The following is a 15,484-nucleotide window of genomic DNA, read 5'->3' on the forward strand; positions in this document are numbered from 1 at the left end:
CCGACGGAGGCGATCAACGGCCGCCTCGAGCACCTCCGGGGCTCCGCCCTCGGCTTCCGGAACCTCACGCACTACGCCGCAAGATCGCTGCTCGAGGCCGGAGGCTTCAGGCCCGCGCTACACCCTCGTTCGTGAAGAGCCGGTTTCGTCGTCCTCGCGCTGCATCCGCCCGGGATGCCCCGCACCTGCCGGGGATCACCAGCGACCGTGCCGCGCCTCCCACTCGTCTTCGATGGTGCGTCGACGCCCGGCGACCAGCCCGGCGGGGATCGACACCACCAGCACGGCCATCACGACCGCCAGCGGCAGCTGCCATCCGTCGGTCGTGTCGTGCAGCAGCCCCACCAGCAGGGGGAAGACGGCGGCGATCGCGTATCCGATGCTCTGCACGAATCCGCTCAGCGCGACGGCGCTCTCGGGCGTGCGCGCGCGGATGCTCAGCAGCACGAGGCTCAGCGGGAACATCACCGCCGTGAGGCCGTAGACGATCGCCCACAGCGCCGGGGCGAGGGTCGGGGCGACCATCAGTCCCCCCAGGCCGACGAGACCGGCGGCGACCGCGAAGAGGAACAGCGGACGCGTCGCCTGGAACCGCACCACGAGAATGGGCACGAGCAGTCCGCACGGCAGACCCGCGAGGGCGAACAACGAAAGCAGGAAACCGGCCGTCGCGGGGCTCACGCCCGCCACGTCGACGAGAACGGTCGGCAACCACGCGAACGCCACGTAGGCCATGGTCGACGACGTGCCGAACACGAGCGCGAGGGCCCAGGCGAGCGGCAGCCGCCACAATCGCCCGAACACCTTCGGGCTGGCCGGCACGACGGCGATCGGACCGGTGGCCGCCGCGACGGCATCCGTCAGGTCGTCAGTGCGCTCCGTCACGGCGGGCGCCGGCGCAGACGACGGGGCGGATGCCGGGGCGCGCCCTCTCTCTGCCACGAGCAGTGCGATCCACGGCAGCAGCGCGAGCACCGCGAACACGCCCCAGACGCCCAGCGAGACCCGCCAGCCGAGCGAATCGGCGATCGGCACGGCCACGAGCGGCGGCACGAACGTCGACACCGCCATCATCGTCGAGTAGAGCGTCATCATGACGCCGAGGCGATCGGCGAAGTACTTCTTGACGAGCGGCGGGAGCAGCACGTTGCCGGCACCGACCCCCGCGAAGACGACGACGGTTGCCGCCAGGAGCGTGATCGAATCGCCGGCGAACCCGCGCAGGATGAGCCCCAGCGACACCAGCGCCAGCGCCCCGACCGCCACCCGCTCGAGTCCGAAGCGGCGCTCGACCAGCGGCGTGACGAGGCCGAACACCGCGAAGCACACCGGCGGCGCCGCACCGATCAGTCCCACCACGACGGAAGGCACGGGGAAATCGCGGGCGACGTGGTCGATCACGGGCGACAGGGAGGCGACGGCCGACCTCAGCGAGAACGCCACCAGCACGATGCCGAGGAGCGCGAGGGCTCGACCCTGCCAGAGGGGACGGGGCGCCGTCATGGCGTGCTCCGGCGGGAGCGGGCCGAGGTCACGGGCAGCGGGCCGCCCATGTCAGGAGGTCTGCGAGCCCTCGACCCAGGCGAGGTACTCGTCGCTCACGGTGCCGGTGACGTACCGACCGTCGAAGCAGCTCATGTCGAGGTCGTCGACGGAGGAACCCTCGGTGATCGCGGCCTTGAGGTCGTCGACCTCCTGGTAGACCAGGTGGTCGCAGCCGAGCTCCTCGGCGATCTGCGGGATCGTGCGGCCGTGGGCGATCAGCTCCTGACGCGACGGCATGTTGATGCCGTACACGTGCGGGTGCCGCACCGGCGGAGCCGCCGAGGCGAAGGTCACCGAGGTGGCCCCGGCATCGCGGGCCATCTGGATGATCTGCTTCGAGGTCGTGCCGCGCACGATCGAGTCGTCGATGAGCAGCACGTTCTTGCCCTGGAACTCGGTCGACATCGCGTTGAGCTTCTGCCGCACGCTCTTCTTGCGCACCGCCTGCCCCGGCATGATGAACGTGCGACCCACGTAGCGGTTCTTGTAGAAGCCCTCGCGGTACTCGATACCGAGCTTGCGGGCGACCTCCATCGCCGCGGGACGGGCGGAGTCGGGGATCGGCATGACGACGTCGATCTTGTCCATCGGCACGTGCTTCGCGATCGTGTCGGCGAGGCGTTCGCCCATGCGCAGACGCGACTCGTAGACCGAGATGCCGTTCATGACCGAGTCGGGGCGCGCGAGGTAGACGTACTCGAACGCGCACGGCGAGAGCTGCACCTCGGCGGCGCACTGCTGCGTGTGCAGCTCGCCGTCGGTGGTGATGAACACGGCCTCGCCCGGCTCGACCTCGCGCACGACCTCGTAGTCGCCGTTCTCGAGCACGAGCGACTCGCTCGCGACGACCCACTCGTCCTTGCCCTCCGAACCGGCGACGGTCGAGGGGCGACGGCCGAGGATGAGCGGACGGATGCCGAACGGGTCGCGGAACGCGAGCAGCCCGTAACCCGCGATGACGGCGATCACGGCGTAGGCGCCCTCGATGCGCTCGTGCGTGCGGGCGACAGCCTCGAACACGCGGTCGGGGTCGAGGTCGACCGTCGAGGTGGTGTTCTGCAGCTCGCCGGCGAGCACGTTGAGCAGCAGCTCGGTGTCGCTGGAGGAGTTGAGGTGACGACGGTCGCGCTTGGCCATGTCGGCGGTCAGCTCACGCGTGTTGGTGAGGTTGCCGTTGTGGATGAGGATGATGCCGTACGGCGCGTTCACGTAGAACGGCTGCATCTCCTCCTCGCTCGACGCGGTGCCCTTGGTGGCGTAGCGCACGTGGCCGAGGCCGACGTTGCCGAGCAGCGCGCGCATGTCACGGGTGCGGAACGCCTCGCGCACCATGCCCTGCGCCTTGGCGTTGTGCATCACGCCGTTCGCCTCTGCCGTGGCGATGCCCGTGGCGTCCTGGCCGCGGTGCTGCAGCAGGAGGAGAGCGTCGTAGATGTCCTGATTGACCGGGGCCGTCCCGACCATTCCGACGATGCCGCACATAGGGGGTTACTTCGCTCCGTCCGCGTAGGCGCCCACGAGGCGCACCGCTCCGCCGTCGACGCCCTTGGCGCCCTGTTCGAATTCTCCTGCCGGACGGCCGCCGACGTGCACCGTGCCGACCTGCCACGCGGGCATGCCCTCCGCCGACAGGGCCGCGAGCGCCGCATCCTTCGCCGTCTCCGACACGACCGCGAGGAACCCGATGCCGAGGTTCCAGGTGCCCTCGGCCGACTCGAGCGTCGAGCCGGCGATGTCGCTGAGCACGCGGAAGACCGGGCTCGGCGACCAGGTGCTGCGGTCGACCTCGGCCCAGCTGCCCTGCGGCAGCACGCGCGCGAGGTTCGCGGCGATCCCGCCTCCGGTGACGTGGCTGAGGGCGTGCACGGCGCCGGGGATCGCGTCGATCAGGCGCAGCAGCGGAAGGGTGTACAGGCGGGTCGGCTCGAGGAGCGCCTCGCCCCACGTGGTGCCGAGGTCGGCGGCGTTGTCGCCGTACGAGATGCCGGCGCCGGTGACGATGTGGCGCACCAGCGAGAAGCCGTTCGAGTGCAGGCCGCTCGAGGCGATCGCGATGACGGCGTCGCCGTCGGTCACCCGCTCGGCCCCGAGGATCGCGTCGGCCTCGACCACGCCGGTCGCCGCGCCGGCGACGTCGTAGTCGCGCGGGCCCAGCAGTCCGGGGTGCTCGGCCGTCTCGCCGCCCACCAGGGCGGTGCCGGTCGCGGCGCACGCCTCGGCGATGCCGCGGACGATGTCGGCGATGCGCTGCGGCACCACCTTGCCGCAGGCGATGTAGTCGGTCATGAAGAGCGGCTTCGCGCCCACCACGACGATGTCGTCGACGACCATGCCGACCAGGTCCTGCCCGATCGTGTCGTGCTTGTCGATCGCCTGGGCGATCGCGACCTTGGTGCCGACGCCGTCCGTGCTCGTCGCGAGCAGCGGGCGTCGGTAGTCGCGCAGCGCCGCGGCGTCGAAGAGGCCGGCGAAGCCGCCGACGCCTCCGAGGACCTCGGGGCCGTGCGTCGCCTTGACGGACGACTTCATCAGCTCGACGGCGAGGTCGCCGGCAGCGGTGTCGACGCCGGCAGCGGAATAGGGATCGGTGGGGGAGGCAGCCACGCCATCAGCCTACCGCCCGCCGGACGCGTCGAGACGCGCGGGCGGGGCATCCGCTCCCGTCGCACTTCCTGTCGGCCGGGGGGTCGGATGCCGACAGAAAGTGCGACGGGAGCTGTGGATGCGACGGGGTCAGGAACCGGTGACGTTGGTCCGGGCCTCGTCGGCGCTGTCCTTCACGGACCCGGCGGCCTGGGTCGCCTCGTCGCGGACGTGCTCGGCCGCGCCGGTCGCCTCGTCCTTGACCGCGGCGAAGGCCTGCTGCGCCGGCTCCTTGAGGTCCTCGCCGAGCGACTTCGCGACGGAGGTGGCCTCGTCGACCAGCGGCTGCGCCTTGTCCTTGACCTCGGCCGCCAGCTCCTTCTCCTTCTCGGAGGCGGGGATGACGGCGGCGATCACGAGGCCGGCGGCGAAAGCCATCAGCCCGACGGCGAGCGGGTTGCCCTGCGCCTTCGACACGGTGCGTCCGCCCGCGCCGCCGACGGCGTCGGCGACCGACGATCCGGCGTGCGACACGGCGTCGCCCGCATCCTCGGCCGCGCCCATGACGCGGTCGACGACCCCGCGCACGGCGCCCTTCATCTTCTGCGTCTGGCGGTGCACGACCTTCGAGGGCGTGACCTTGTCGGCCAGGGCGTCGACATCTCTGCCGAACTCCGCCCGGGTCCTCTCGATGTCGGCGCGGATCGCGTCGGGTGAATCGCTCATCGGTTCTCCTCATTCCTCTTCACGGCGTTGGGGATGCGCTTGATCGAATCGACCGTGCGCGGCGCCCCTTCCACGCTCTTCAACTGCTTACGACCCGTCACGAACAGGACGGCGGCGACGATCGCCCAGATCACGGCGACGATGACGGCCGACCAGCCGAGGCCGGTCAGGTATCCGAGCGCCCACCAGAGGGCGACGGACAGGAAGAACACCGCCATCAGGGCGGCGTACCCGGCACCGCCGAGCATCCCGGCACCGCGGCCGGCGCGCGTGGCCGACTGCTTCAGCTCGGCCTTCGCCAGCTCCAGCTCTTGCCGCATCAGAGTCGACAGGTCGGACGTCACCTCGCTGAGCAGCTCGCCGAGCGATGTGGACTCGGCCTTCTGCTCGCTGGGTGTGGCACCGGCATCGGTCATGGTCGTCCCTCCTCCTGCGCGCCGCGCGCAGCGTCGGTGCGGTCGAACAGCGGGGTGTCGGTGTCGGCGGCTTCACCGTCGCGCGCGTCGCCGTCGCCGTGCACGCCCCAGGGGGCGGTGCCGGTGTCGAGACCGCTCATGCCGTCGTGCGCGCCCGGGATGCTCCCGTCGGAGGGCAGCGGCGGCTGGCGATGGGCTTCCGTGGCGGCGGATGCTCCGACCGACGTGTCGGCGGCACCCAGCGTGCCCGCTCCGCCGTCGGCGCTGGAGCCGAGTGCGGCATCCGCTCCGACTGCGGTGGCCTGACCGGAGATGCCCGCGCCTGCGGCCGTGCCGGCGTATCCGCCCGTGACCGGAGTGCTCGCACGCGTGCCGTACTCGGGGCCCGTCGTGGTGTTCTGCACCGAGCCCGAGGTGCCGCTCCCCCCGGAGCCGCCCTCGGTGAGAGCGCGGGTGAGACGTCCGGCGACGAGACCGGCGAGCGCCGCGACCGCGATGAACGTTCCGGGCTTGCGACGGGCGTACGACTTGACCTCGCCGAGGAGCGAGCCCGGGTCGCGGTCGCCGATCCAGCCGGCGATGCCCTGGATGCGGGTGGATGCCTGGCGCACCAGATCGGCGGCCACCCCACCCTCGGAGTTCTGGGACATGCTCTCGAGCTCCCCGCCCACGGAGCGGAGACCGTCTGCGACGCGGCGCTGCTGCTGCGCGGCCTGGTCCTTCAGCTGCGCGGTGCTCTGGTGGTACAGATCGCGGAGCTGATCCTTGGCCTCATGAGCGACCGCGCCTGCTTCGGCCTTCGCCGTCTCGACGACTCCGACGGCCTCGTCCTTCGCGGTGCTTGCGACACCTGCGGCCTCGTGCGCGGCGGTCTGGACGGTGCCCGACGGCCCGGCCGAACCGCTGTTCACGGAGCCCTCTTCCTGACTGTGCGACATCGTTCTTCCTCTCGACTGCGACCGACGGTTCGTCGGCGTGAGGGAAGGTCTACGCCTCGACTACGGAGGATTCGCCAGGGTTGACGCGGCTCTCGCCGGGGGCTACCGTGGGCGCCCGCGCGAGACGGCACCGTTCCACGTCGGCGAGGCCCGATATCACGCGGTTCGCGGATTGTCATCGGGCAGGACACGACGGCGGGCCGCCGCCCTACGATGGGGCCATGGCCGACAAGCCGCAGTGGCTGATCCGCGAAGACGCGAGCATCCCGGTGCTCGTCGCGCTCGTGCTGCGGCAGGCTCTCGGCATCCGCTCGCCCCTCGATCTGCCGGGTCTGCGCGATCTGCCGCTGCGCGCGGCGGATGCCCCCGACGCCGCCGCCGCACTCGAAGAGCAGTGGCGCGACTACTGGGACATGACGGTCGAGCCCCGCGCACACCGGTCCGAGGTGCCGCTCGAGCTGATCGAGGGCTTCGACACCCTCGTCGCCCTACCCGCCTCGGGCGCCGAGGAGCTGACGACCGCGGTCGGTCCGTTCGCGGCATCCGCCCTGCGCTACGCGCGCGCCGCGCACGACCGCTACCTCTCGTCGATGAAGAGCCACACCGGAGGTGACGCCTACCGCGCGTACGCCAGCGCGATCGCCGAGTTCGAGCGCGACATCGGCCGACGGGCGCACTCGTTCGAGCTGAATGTGCAGGTGCTGCCGTTCACGCAGCGGGGCGTGTGGTGGATCGGCGATCTGACGGTCGCCGTGACCGACGGGTTGCGGCGGGACATCGTGGCCTTCGACGCCGCCATCCGGCCGGTGATCGCCGAGCTGGCGTGACGGGGGCGGTGTCAGCCGCGTCGAGGCAGCCGCACGGGCACGACCGGCGTCTGCCGCGTGGTCGAGTCAGCCGCGCGGAGCGGTGTCGCGGTTCGGATCGGTGCGCGGATCGACCTCGTTCGCCGGGGCGGGGGCGGAGGGCGACACGGCGTCGGGCAGCGTCGTCTGCGGAGCCTCGTCGCGCGGTTCGTCGACGGCGATGATCGTCTCGCGGTCGACGCGCACCACACGGTCGTGGCGGCGTCCGGTGCGCTCCAGCACCAGGGCGACCACGCCGCCGAGGGCGAGGCCGATCGGCACCGTCCAGAGCAGCAGGAATCCGAAGACCTGGCTGGGCGGGTAGACGACGTCGAGGGCGTCGGACTTCTCGAAGCTGCCGGCGAACGTGAGGATCGCGGCGACGATGATGCCGAGCACCACGCCGAGGCCCATGAACACGCCGTACCGCGGCACGTGGCGCACGGTCGCTTCGACGGTCTGCGGGGTCTCGGAGGAGGACATGCGTCCATTGTCCCACCGTTCCCGGACGCCGGGACGACGAAACCGCCCTCCTCTCGCGGAAGGGCGGTCTCGTCGCGGTGTCAGACCTCCGTGGTCGCGGGCGCCTCCGACGCGGAGCGCGTGCGGCGGCCCACGAGAACGCCTCCCGCCCCGGCCAGCGCGACGACCACGAGGCCGCCGACGACCCACACCCACACGGGCACGCCCTGCTCCGCGCTCGGCGCCTGGGCTGCGGTGACGGAGGCCGCGGCATCCGCCCCGTCCGTCGCCGGCTCGTCCTCGACGGGCGCGGCGACTCCGCAGTCCGCCCCGACCGGGATGACGGCCGAGACGGGATCGAGCTTCTCCCCCGCGCCGTAGGTGCCGAATGCGGTCGCGCCCGCTTCGGTCAGCGTCGCCGAGACGCCGTCGATCGTCAGAACGCCGTCGACCGGTGCCGCGTCGCCGAGGGGGAACTCCGCGAACCGCACGTCCTGCAGGTCGATCGCTTCGCCCGTCTGGGTGGTTCCGGCGACGTCGACCACGATGTAACCGGTCCCGCCGGCGAGCTCGACGCGGAAGTCGGACAGCGTCGTGTCGAGCGCCCCGTCGTGCCCGGTGAACTCGATCGTGCCGCCGAAGGCCACCAGGCCCGCGCCCGTCTCGTCGTCGAACGATCCCGAGCCGTCCTCCCACACGAAGTCGGGGTACTGGTAGGTCACGTCGGTGAGCGTCCAGCCGCCCTGCGCGATGCCCTCGATGTACGTGCGGAACGACTCCTTGAAGCCCCACTTCAACGAGGCCCCTTCGACGACACACTGTCCGATCGCGACCGCCTCCCGGGCGAGCGTGAACTCGAGGCCGCGCGTCACCGAACCCTGCAGCGTCAGGGTGTGCGCGCCGTTCTCGAGCGTCGCCGGCAGCGCCCCCGTCCAGGCGGCGGTACCGGAGGCATCCGCATCGACCGTGCCGAGCAGCACGGGCGTCGAGTAGACGACGACCTTGATGCCCTTCTCGCCGGGCTGGAATCCGGATGCGCTGATCGTCGCCTGCTTCCCGGCCTGCAGGGCGGCGAGGTTCTCGTCGTCGATCTCGATGCCGCGGGACGCGGGCGGCGTCGCCGGCAGAGGCCTCTGCTTCTTCGCGACCGCGGCCGAGGCCACGGTGCCCGAGGCGCCCGCGGGAGCCGCCGCCGCCGACCCGACCGTGAACGACACGGAGTCGAGGGTCGTCGAGTACCCCTGGAACACCCGATCGACGCCGGCCGCCGTGATCGACGCCGGTGCGGAGGCGTAGGTGACCGCGCCGTTCGCCGTGGTCTTCACCGCCCGCGACAGATCGAGCGTGGCGAACGGCACCTGCGCTCCGCCGCTGCGCACGAAGAGGGTGGCCGACGCCGACGAGGTCATGCGGATCAGCGGGTCGGCGATGGTGACGTCGAGCACCCCGTTGTGGCCGGTGAAGCGCACGGTTCCGACGTACGACACGGCGCCGAGGCCGGTCGCCGGGTCGTAGGTGCTGCCGGCGGCCTGCCCGAACTGGAACTGCTCGCCGGAGCGGGTGGCGCCGCCGCCGACCTCGATGCCGCCCTTCGCGATCTGGCCGACGATGTACCGCTGGAACGAGGTCGAGATCGCCCAGCGCAGAGAACCGCCCGACACCGTGGCGACCGGCGCCGCCGGCGTGGTTCCGGGGTCGGTCGGCGGGGTCGTGGGCGGCGTCGTGGGCGGGGTCGTGGGCGGGGTGCCCGGCTCGCCGAGCAGAGCGTTCCACTGCGCGTCGGTGATCGTCACCGTCGAGCGGGCGTAGATGGTGGATGCCGTGGGCAGCGTGTGCTGCTTCCAGACGACGACCTCGTAGGTCTTCGCGCGGTCGAGGGTGTTCGCCGGGGCGGTCAGGTCGACCGCGAGTGCGCCGAGCGACACGTTGCGCACGTACTGCATGGCGAGGAATCCGCCCCCGGCCGTGATGTCGCCCTCGGTGCCCTTCTCGATCAGCGCGACGTACGCGCCCGTCGTGGCGGCGCCGAGTCCGGTGGCGCGCGCCGTGACGGTCAGCCCGGTCGTCGCCGACGCGGCCGCGACGGTGGTCGTTGCCGTCGGGCCGGCTGCCGGCGGGAACACCGCATCCCACTGCACGTCCGAGACCTCGACGGTGCTGCGGGCGTAGATCGTGGCGGCGCTCGGCAGCGTGTGCTGCTGCCAGACGATCACCTCGTACGTGGTACCGCGGTCGAGCTTCGGGGGCGCCGCCGAGAGGTCGACGGTGAACGCACCCCCGGCGATGCCGCGGACGTACTGCATCGCGACGAAGCCCCCGCCGGCGGTGACCTCGGCCTCGGTGCCCGCCGCGATCAGGGCGACGTAGGCCCCCGTGGCCGCGCCGAGCTTCGAGCCGGTCGCGGTGACGGTGAGGCCGTCCGCCGATGCGGTCTTCACCGTGCCGGCGACGACGGGCTTCACGGCGTACGCGAGGGGGACGCTCTTCTCCTGCGCGGGGTTCACGACCCCGCCGGCCGCGTAGGTGTAGACGCCGTACTGCCCGGGCGTGGCCGGGGTGTCCTTGAGAGTCAGGGTCGCGGTGAACGATCCGTCGGCCGCGATCGGAACCCACTGCGCACGGATGGCGCCCTGGTACTGCGCGGGGACCTTGTCGAGCACGCTCTCCGCGAGCGCCCATGCCTGCGCACCCACCGAACGCGCCGATCCGGCGGCGCCGGCGGACGGCTGCCACGTGGCGGCGAAGTTGCCGAACACGACGTACGTGCCCTGCGGCTGGTCGGCGGGGATCGGCACCCCGCGCCCGCCGACGTTCGCGGCCGGGTCGTACCCGCTGCCCCGCACGACGATGGTGTCACCGGCGGTCAGCGCCGACGACCCGACGGGAGTCGTGCCGTCGGCGAGGAAGACGGCCAGAGCCGGCGTGGTCGGCGCCGGGGTGCCGGGGTCGGTACCGGGGTCGGTACCCGGGTCCGTACCGGGGTCCGTGCCGGGGTCGGTACCGGGGTCGGTACCGGGGTCCGTGCCGGGGTCGGTACCGGGGTCGGTGCCCGGGTCGGTACCGGGGTCCGTACCGGGGTCGGTGCCCGGGTCCGTACCGGGGTCCGTGCCCGGGTCGGTACCGGGGTCGGTACCGGGGTCGGTGCCCGGCTCCTCGGTCTGCGGCGGGAATACCGCATCCCACTGCTCGACCGAGACCGCCACGTCGCTGCGGGCGTAGATGGTCGCGGCGCTCGGGTTCGTGTGCTGCTGCCACACGATCACCTCGTACGACTTCGTGCGGTCGAGTCCGTCAGCGGCGGCGACGAGGTCGATCGCGAATCCGCCGTCGGCGACCGTGCGCACGAACTGCATGCCCGCGAAACCACCGCCCGCCGAGACCGCGCCCTCCGAACCCTTCACGATGACCGCCGCATATGCGCCCGTGATGCCGTCGGGCAACCCGGACGCCGTGGTCTGCACGGTCAACCCCGAGGCGCTCGCGGCGGTGACCGTGGTCGAGACGGCGGCGCTCGCGGCGAGCGCGGGTTGCGCGACGGTCAGGCCGGTGACGACGAGGAAGAGCGAGAGGAGAGCGGCGAACGGCGCGCGGACGCGTCTGTTCGCTGAGCTGCGGGATGCTGTGGCGTTCACGTTTTCTCTCCGGACCCCGGGCACGCGCGAGGCACGCGCGCCGGCGGAGCCACTGTGCGATCGGGCGGATTTGTTTAGGTTAGGCTGCACTAAGCAGCGACCCTTTCTGAGCGTAGGCTGAGCGCGATATGCGCGTCAAGTTTTAGGTTAGCCTTGCCTTATGCGTCGCCTCTCCGCCGTTCTTCTCGCCGCCGTCCTGGCCGCCGGCCTCGCCGGGTGCACACAGCCACCGGCCGGAGCATCCGCGCCGGCATCCGCCGACGGCGACTGCCCCGAGGCCTCGGTCGCCCTGACCGATCTGCCCCTCGTCGACGACGTGCGGGCGGTCGAGGGCGGATCGACCGCATGCCTATCGAGCGACGCCATCGCACCCGTCGCCGACGACACCGCCCCCGCGCTGCCCGTGACCGTCACCGACAGCGAGGGCCGCGCGGTCACCGTGGACTCCACCGACCGCATCCTGCCCATCGACATCTCGGGCACCATCGCCGCGACCGTCTTCGCCCTCGGTCTCGGCGATCAGGTGGTCGGGCGTGACGCGTCGACGCAGTTCGCCGGCACGCAGGACCTCCCCGTCGTCACGCAGACCGGGCACACCCTCAACGCCGAGGCCATCCTCGAACTCGCCCCCACCGTCGTGCTCACCGACACGACCATCGGTCCGAAAGAGGTGCGGCAGCAGCTGCGCGATGCCGGCATCGACGTCGTCGTCATCTCCAGCGACCGCCGTCTCGACACCACCGACGCGCTCGTCACCGAGATCGCCGCCGCCCTCGGCGTGCCGACGCGCGGCGCCGCCCTCATCGAGAGACTGAACGGCGAACTCGACGACGCGCTCGCCGAGATCGCGGAGGTCGCCCCCGCCCAGGCATCCGACCGCGCACGGATGCTGTTCCTGTACGTGCGCGGCAGCGCCAACGTCTACTACATCTTCGGCGAGGACTCGGGCGCGGACTCGCTCATCGACGCGGTCGGCGGCGTCGACGTCGCCGAGGAGATCGGCTGGGAGGGCATGAAGCCGATGACGGCCGAAGCCCTCGTGGCCGCCCAGCCCGACGTGCTCGTGATGATGACCGACGGCCTGGAATCCGTCGACGGCATCGACGGACTCATCGAACGCATCCCCGCGCTCGCCGAGACGCCGGCCGGAGCGAACCGGCGCGTCATCGACATGGCCGACAGCGAGATCCTCAGCTTCGGACCGCGCTCCGCCGAGATCATCCGCGCGCTCGCCCGCGCCCTGTACGCGCCCGAGCCCGTCGGATGACGTCGGAGGTCGTCACCCCCACGCCGACCACCCGGCGCGGGCTCCGGTTCGCGGTGATCGTCGTCGCTCTCATCGCGGCCCTGGCCATCACGTGCATCGCCTCGATCACGAGCGGTCAGTATCAGCTGGCGCCCACCGACCTCGTCGGCGTGCTGCTGCGCGGCATCGGCATCGACACCGCATGGGCGCCCGCCGGCACCGCCGACTACGGCGTCATCTACAACCTGCGCCTGCCGCGGCTGGTGCTGGGTCTGCTCGTCGGTGCGGCGCTCGCGGTATCCGGCGTGCTCATGCAGGCGATCTTCGGCAACCCTCTGGCCGACGCCGGCGTGGTGGGGGTCTCATCGGGCGCGGCCCTCGGCGCCGCGGCGAGCATCACGCTCGGTCTCGCCACGTTCGGCGTGTGGACCACACCCGCGTTCGCGTTCCTCGGCGGGCTCGTCGCCGTGCTCTCGGTCTACTTCATCAGCCGGTCGAACGGACGCACCGAGGTCGTCACGCTGCTGCTCACCGGCATCGCCGTGAACGCGATCGCCGGCGCCGGCATGGCCTTCCTCACGTTCATCGGCACGACGTCGACGCGCGAACAGATCGTGTTCTGGCAGCTCGGCTCGCTCAACGGCGCGCTGTGGTCGAACGTCGGTCTGGTCGCCCCGCTCGTGGCGGTCGGCATCGTCGTCGCTCTGATCGTCGCCCCGCAGCTCGACCTCTTCGCCCTGGGCGAGCGCACGGCCCGCCACCTGGGCCTCAATGTCGAGCTGCTGCGCATCGTCGTGATCGTCACGGTGGCCCTCCTCGTGTGCGCGGCGGTCGCCTTCGCCGGCATCATCGGCTTCGCGGGCCTCGTCGTGCCGCACCTCATGCGGATGATCATCGGTCCGGCGCACCTGCCCCTCGTGATCGCCTCGGCCCTGGGCGGCGCCCTGCTCATCGCGGTCGCCGATCTCGTCGCCCGCACCGCCGTGCCGCTGGCCGACCTGCCCATCGGCATGATCACGTCGCTCGTGGGCGGCCCGTTCTTCCTCTGGCTGCTGGTGCGCACGCGCCGCCGGGCGGGAGGCTGGGCATGACCGTACGGCTGCGGGGCACCGGTCTCACCGTGCGCGTCGGCGAGGGGCGAACGATCCTCGACGACGCGGGCATCGAGATCCGCGCCGGAGAGGTGCACGCCCTCGTCGGGCCGAACGGCGCCGGCAAGTCGACCCTGTTCGGGGTGCTCGCGGGCGACATCGCCCCGCAGTCCGGCACGGTCGACCTCGACGGGGCGGCGGTCACGGGCATCCGCTCCCGCGCGCTCGCCCGGCAGCGCGCGGTGCTTCTGCAGGAGAACACGGTGACCTTCCCGTTCACCGTCGAGCAGGTCGTGCGCATGGGGCGCGCTCCCTGGGCGCGGTCGGCGGCCGCCGACGACGACGACGAGATCGTCGCCGCGTCGCTCGCCGCGACCGAGGTGGCACCGCTCGCCGCACGTGCGGTGACCTCGCTGTCGGGCGGAGAGCGGGCACGGGTGGCGCTCGCGCGCGTGCTGGCGCAGCGCACCGGCATCCTGCTGCTCGACGAACCGACCGCGGCCCTCGACCTGAAGCATCACGAAGACGTGATGCGCCTCATCGCGGCGCAGGCGCTAGGCGGGGCCGCCGTGGCGATCGTGCTGCACGACCTCAACGCCGCCCTCGCGCACGCCGACCGCGTGACGCTGCTCTCGGGCGGGCGGGTCATCGCCTCGGGCATCCCCTCCGATGTCCTGACGGCGGAGCGGATCGAGGAGGTCTATGGCCAGCCGGTGGACGTCTTCCCCCATCCGGTCACGGGGGTTCCGTTGGTGGTGGCGCGGCGCTGAGGCCCGGTGCCGCGGGTGGGTGACACACCTGCGGGGCGGCGAAATGCAGGCACCAAAGCGAGATGCAGGGGTAATCCGGCGCACGCCGCCTGCAGATGGCCGCCGTGCCTGCATTTCGCGGCACGGCGGGGCGGCGAGGGGGTCAGGGGCGCAGGGGCAGCACGCCGACGAGGTCGGCGCGGGTGCCGGAGGCGGCGATGCGACCGGATGCCGCGGCATCCGCCCAGGCTTCCTCACCGAGCGCGACGGCGAGCCAGGTCGCCGCATCCATCTCGACCACGTTGGGCGGAGTCCCCCGGGTGTGGCGAGGCCCCTGGATGACCTGCACTGCACCGAAGGGCGGCACGCGCACCTCGACGCTGTTGCCCGGCGCCTTCTCGTCGAGCAGCTGCAGCAGGTAGCGCACGGCCGTCGCGAGCGCCGTGCGGGGCGGCTTCTCGCCGGCGGCATCCGCTCGTCTCACCGCGTCGAGGGCGGCGCGACCGTCGACGATGTCGATCTTCCTGGCCATCTCCCCACCCTACGACCCGCGTAGGCTCGCAGCATGAGCATGCATCCGGCCGGCGCGCGCGCCGAGCTGCTGGCCGCGGCGAGCGCGCACTCCTGGGGCGCACCGTTCCCGGCACTGCTCGAACCCGAGACCGCGCACGACGCCGCGGTGCTGGTGCTGTTCGGCGTGCTCGACCGCGAACCGGCGGTCGTCGCCGACGCCGCCGTCGCCCGCGATCTCGACGTGCTGCTGCAGCGGCGCGCGTCGACGCTGTCGTCGCACCCCGGGCAGGTGTCGTTCCCCGGCGGTCGTGCCGAGCCCGACGATGCGGATGCCGTCGCCACCGCGCTGCGCGAGGCCCAGGAGGAGACGGGCCTGGACCCGGCCGGCGTCGATGTGCTCGCCACGCTGCCCGCCCTGCCCCTCGCCGCGAGCAACCACCGCGTCACCCCGGTGCTCGGATGGTGGCGGATGCCGTCGCAGGTCGCCGCCGTCGATCATGCCGAGACGGTGGAGGTGTTCCGGGTGCCGGTCGCGACGCTGCTCGACCCCGCGACGCGCTACACGTCGGTGCGCATGTTCGGCGACCGCACGTTCCGCGCCCCGGCGTTCGACGTCGACGGGACGATCGTGTGGGGCTTCACCGCGATGGTGCTGAACGGGATCTTCGACGCCGCGGGCTGGACGGTGCCCTGGAACACGGCGGACGAGCGCCCCGTCTGAGCACCTCGCCCCTTCCC

14 protein-coding genes and 1 pseudogene are annotated in these 15,484 nt (G+C 72.1%); 6 read left to right on the plus strand and 9 right to left on the minus strand.

All coding sequences use genetic code 11. From position 1 onward, the window contains the following. Positions 1-135: pseudogene (locus AC3A3J_RS00230) on the plus strand (ISL3 family transposase); the annotation flags it as partial. Between the two features lie 60 nt (positions 136-195). Here AC3A3J_RS00230 and AC3A3J_RS00235 read toward each other — a convergent pair. From AC3A3J_RS00235 to AC3A3J_RS00260, 6 genes are all read right to left on the minus strand, one after another. Further along, positions 196-1,503 (minus strand): MFS transporter, encoded by a 1,308-nt coding sequence (locus tag AC3A3J_RS00235; protein ID WP_487670347.1) that lies wholly within the window; start codon positions 1,501-1,503, stop codon positions 196-198. Between the two features lie 51 nt (positions 1,504-1,554). Next, complete coding sequence (gene purF, locus AC3A3J_RS00240) at positions 1,555-3,027, minus strand: amidophosphoribosyltransferase (RefSeq protein ID WP_487670348.1); 1,473 nt, start codon at positions 3,025-3,027, stop codon at positions 1,555-1,557. Positions 3,028-3,033: 6 nt separating this feature from the next. After that, positions 3,034-4,149, minus strand: a complete 1,116-nt coding sequence (purM, locus tag AC3A3J_RS00245; protein ID WP_487670349.1) for a phosphoribosylformylglycinamidine cyclo-ligase — start codon at positions 4,147-4,149, stop codon at positions 3,034-3,036. 129 nt (positions 4,150-4,278) lie between these two features. Beyond that, on the minus strand, positions 4,279-4,854 hold the full coding sequence (locus tag AC3A3J_RS00250) for a DUF3618 domain-containing protein (protein ID WP_314649151.1): 576 nt from the start codon (positions 4,852-4,854) through the stop codon (positions 4,279-4,281). Continuing rightward, positions 4,851-5,270, minus strand: a complete 420-nt coding sequence (locus AC3A3J_RS00255; RefSeq protein WP_487670350.1) for a phage holin family protein — start codon at positions 5,268-5,270, stop codon at positions 4,851-4,853. The genes AC3A3J_RS00250 and AC3A3J_RS00255 overlap by 4 nt, the downstream gene beginning before the upstream one ends. Beyond that, a complete protein-coding gene (locus AC3A3J_RS00260; protein ID WP_487670351.1) occupies positions 5,267-6,208 on the minus strand; it encodes a hypothetical protein in 942 nt (313 codons plus the stop codon). Before AC3A3J_RS00260 ends, AC3A3J_RS00255 begins: the two co-directional genes overlap by 4 nt. A gap of 221 nt (positions 6,209-6,429) precedes the next feature. Here AC3A3J_RS00260 and AC3A3J_RS00265 point away from each other — a divergent pair, with 221 nt between their 5' ends. Further along, positions 6,430-7,035: a zinc-binding alcohol dehydrogenase gene (locus AC3A3J_RS00265; RefSeq protein ID WP_487670352.1), complete on the plus strand. Its 606-nt coding sequence runs from the start codon at positions 6,430-6,432 to the stop codon at positions 7,033-7,035. Positions 7,036-7,101: 66 nt separating this feature from the next. Here AC3A3J_RS00265 and AC3A3J_RS00270 read toward each other — a convergent pair whose 3' ends face one another. Then, positions 7,102-7,536: a potassium transporter Trk gene (locus AC3A3J_RS00270; protein WP_487670353.1), complete on the minus strand. Its 435-nt coding sequence runs from the start codon at positions 7,534-7,536 to the stop codon at positions 7,102-7,104. An 80-nt stretch (positions 7,537-7,616) separates the two neighbouring features. Further along, positions 7,617-11,147: an HtaA domain-containing protein gene (locus tag AC3A3J_RS00275; RefSeq protein ID WP_487670354.1), complete on the minus strand. Its 3,531-nt coding sequence runs from the start codon at positions 11,145-11,147 to the stop codon at positions 7,617-7,619. 160 nt (positions 11,148-11,307) lie between these two features. On the opposite strand from AC3A3J_RS00275, the gene AC3A3J_RS00280 reads away from it, so the two are divergent. From AC3A3J_RS00280 to AC3A3J_RS00290, 3 genes are read left to right on the plus strand one after another with little or no spacing between them, the layout of a single operon-like run. Beyond that, complete coding sequence (locus AC3A3J_RS00280; RefSeq protein ID WP_487670355.1) at positions 11,308-12,414, plus strand: heme/hemin ABC transporter substrate-binding protein; 1,107 nt, start codon at positions 11,308-11,310, stop codon at positions 12,412-12,414. Then, complete coding sequence (locus tag AC3A3J_RS00285) at positions 12,411-13,484, plus strand: FecCD family ABC transporter permease (protein WP_487670356.1); 1,074 nt, start codon at positions 12,411-12,413, stop codon at positions 13,482-13,484. The genes AC3A3J_RS00280 and AC3A3J_RS00285 overlap by 4 nt, the downstream gene beginning before the upstream one ends. Continuing rightward, positions 13,481-14,254: a heme ABC transporter ATP-binding protein gene (locus tag AC3A3J_RS00290; RefSeq protein ID WP_487670357.1), complete on the plus strand. Its 774-nt coding sequence runs from the start codon at positions 13,481-13,483 to the stop codon at positions 14,252-14,254. The genes AC3A3J_RS00285 and AC3A3J_RS00290 overlap by 4 nt, the downstream gene beginning before the upstream one ends. A gap of 142 nt (positions 14,255-14,396) precedes the next feature. Here the strand turns inward: AC3A3J_RS00290 and AC3A3J_RS00295 are convergent, their stop codons facing one another. Further along, complete coding sequence (locus AC3A3J_RS00295; protein ID WP_487670358.1) at positions 14,397-14,765, minus strand: sterol carrier family protein; 369 nt, start codon at positions 14,763-14,765, stop codon at positions 14,397-14,399. Between the two features lie 33 nt (positions 14,766-14,798). On the opposite strand from AC3A3J_RS00295, the gene AC3A3J_RS00300 reads away from it, so the two are divergent. Continuing rightward, positions 14,799-15,467, plus strand: coding sequence for an NUDIX hydrolase (locus tag AC3A3J_RS00300; protein WP_487670359.1), 669 nt, complete (start codon positions 14,799-14,801; stop codon positions 15,465-15,467). The last annotated feature ends 17 nt before the right edge of the window (positions 15,468-15,484 follow it).

The sequence above is a fragment of the Microbacterium sp. Soil_N32 genome (assembly GCF_057655505.1).

Excerpts from the sequence above, each read along its gene's own strand:
- AC3A3J_RS00235 (WP_487670347.1), bottom strand. The coding sequence starts at position 1,503 with ATGACGGCGCCCCGTCCCCTCTGGCAGGGTCGAGCCCTCGCGCTCCTC.
- purF (WP_487670348.1), bottom strand. The coding sequence starts at position 3,027 with ATGTGCGGCATCGTCGGAATGGTCGGGACGGCCCCGGTCAATCAGGAC.
- AC3A3J_RS00250 (WP_314649151.1), bottom strand. The coding sequence starts at position 4,854 with ATGAGCGATTCACCCGACGCGATCCGCGCCGACATCGAGAGGACCCGG.
- AC3A3J_RS00255 (WP_487670350.1), bottom strand. The coding sequence starts at position 5,270 with ATGACCGATGCCGGTGCCACACCCAGCGAGCAGAAGGCCGAGTCCACA.
- AC3A3J_RS00260 (WP_487670351.1), bottom strand. The coding sequence starts at position 6,208 with ATGTCGCACAGTCAGGAAGAGGGCTCCGTGAACAGCGGTTCGGCCGGG.
- AC3A3J_RS00265 (WP_487670352.1), top strand. The coding sequence starts at position 6,430 with ATGGCCGACAAGCCGCAGTGGCTGATCCGCGAAGACGCGAGCATCCCG.
- AC3A3J_RS00270 (WP_487670353.1), bottom strand. The coding sequence starts at position 7,536 with ATGTCCTCCTCCGAGACCCCGCAGACCGTCGAAGCGACCGTGCGCCAC.
- AC3A3J_RS00280 (WP_487670355.1), top strand. The coding sequence starts at position 11,308 with ATGCGTCGCCTCTCCGCCGTTCTTCTCGCCGCCGTCCTGGCCGCCGGC.
- AC3A3J_RS00285 (WP_487670356.1), top strand. The coding sequence starts at position 12,411 with ATGACGTCGGAGGTCGTCACCCCCACGCCGACCACCCGGCGCGGGCTC.
- AC3A3J_RS00290 (WP_487670357.1), top strand. The coding sequence starts at position 13,481 with ATGACCGTACGGCTGCGGGGCACCGGTCTCACCGTGCGCGTCGGCGAG.
- AC3A3J_RS00295 (WP_487670358.1), bottom strand. The coding sequence starts at position 14,765 with ATGGCCAGGAAGATCGACATCGTCGACGGTCGCGCCGCCCTCGACGCG.
- AC3A3J_RS00300 (WP_487670359.1), top strand. The coding sequence starts at position 14,799 with ATGAGCATGCATCCGGCCGGCGCGCGCGCCGAGCTGCTGGCCGCGGCG.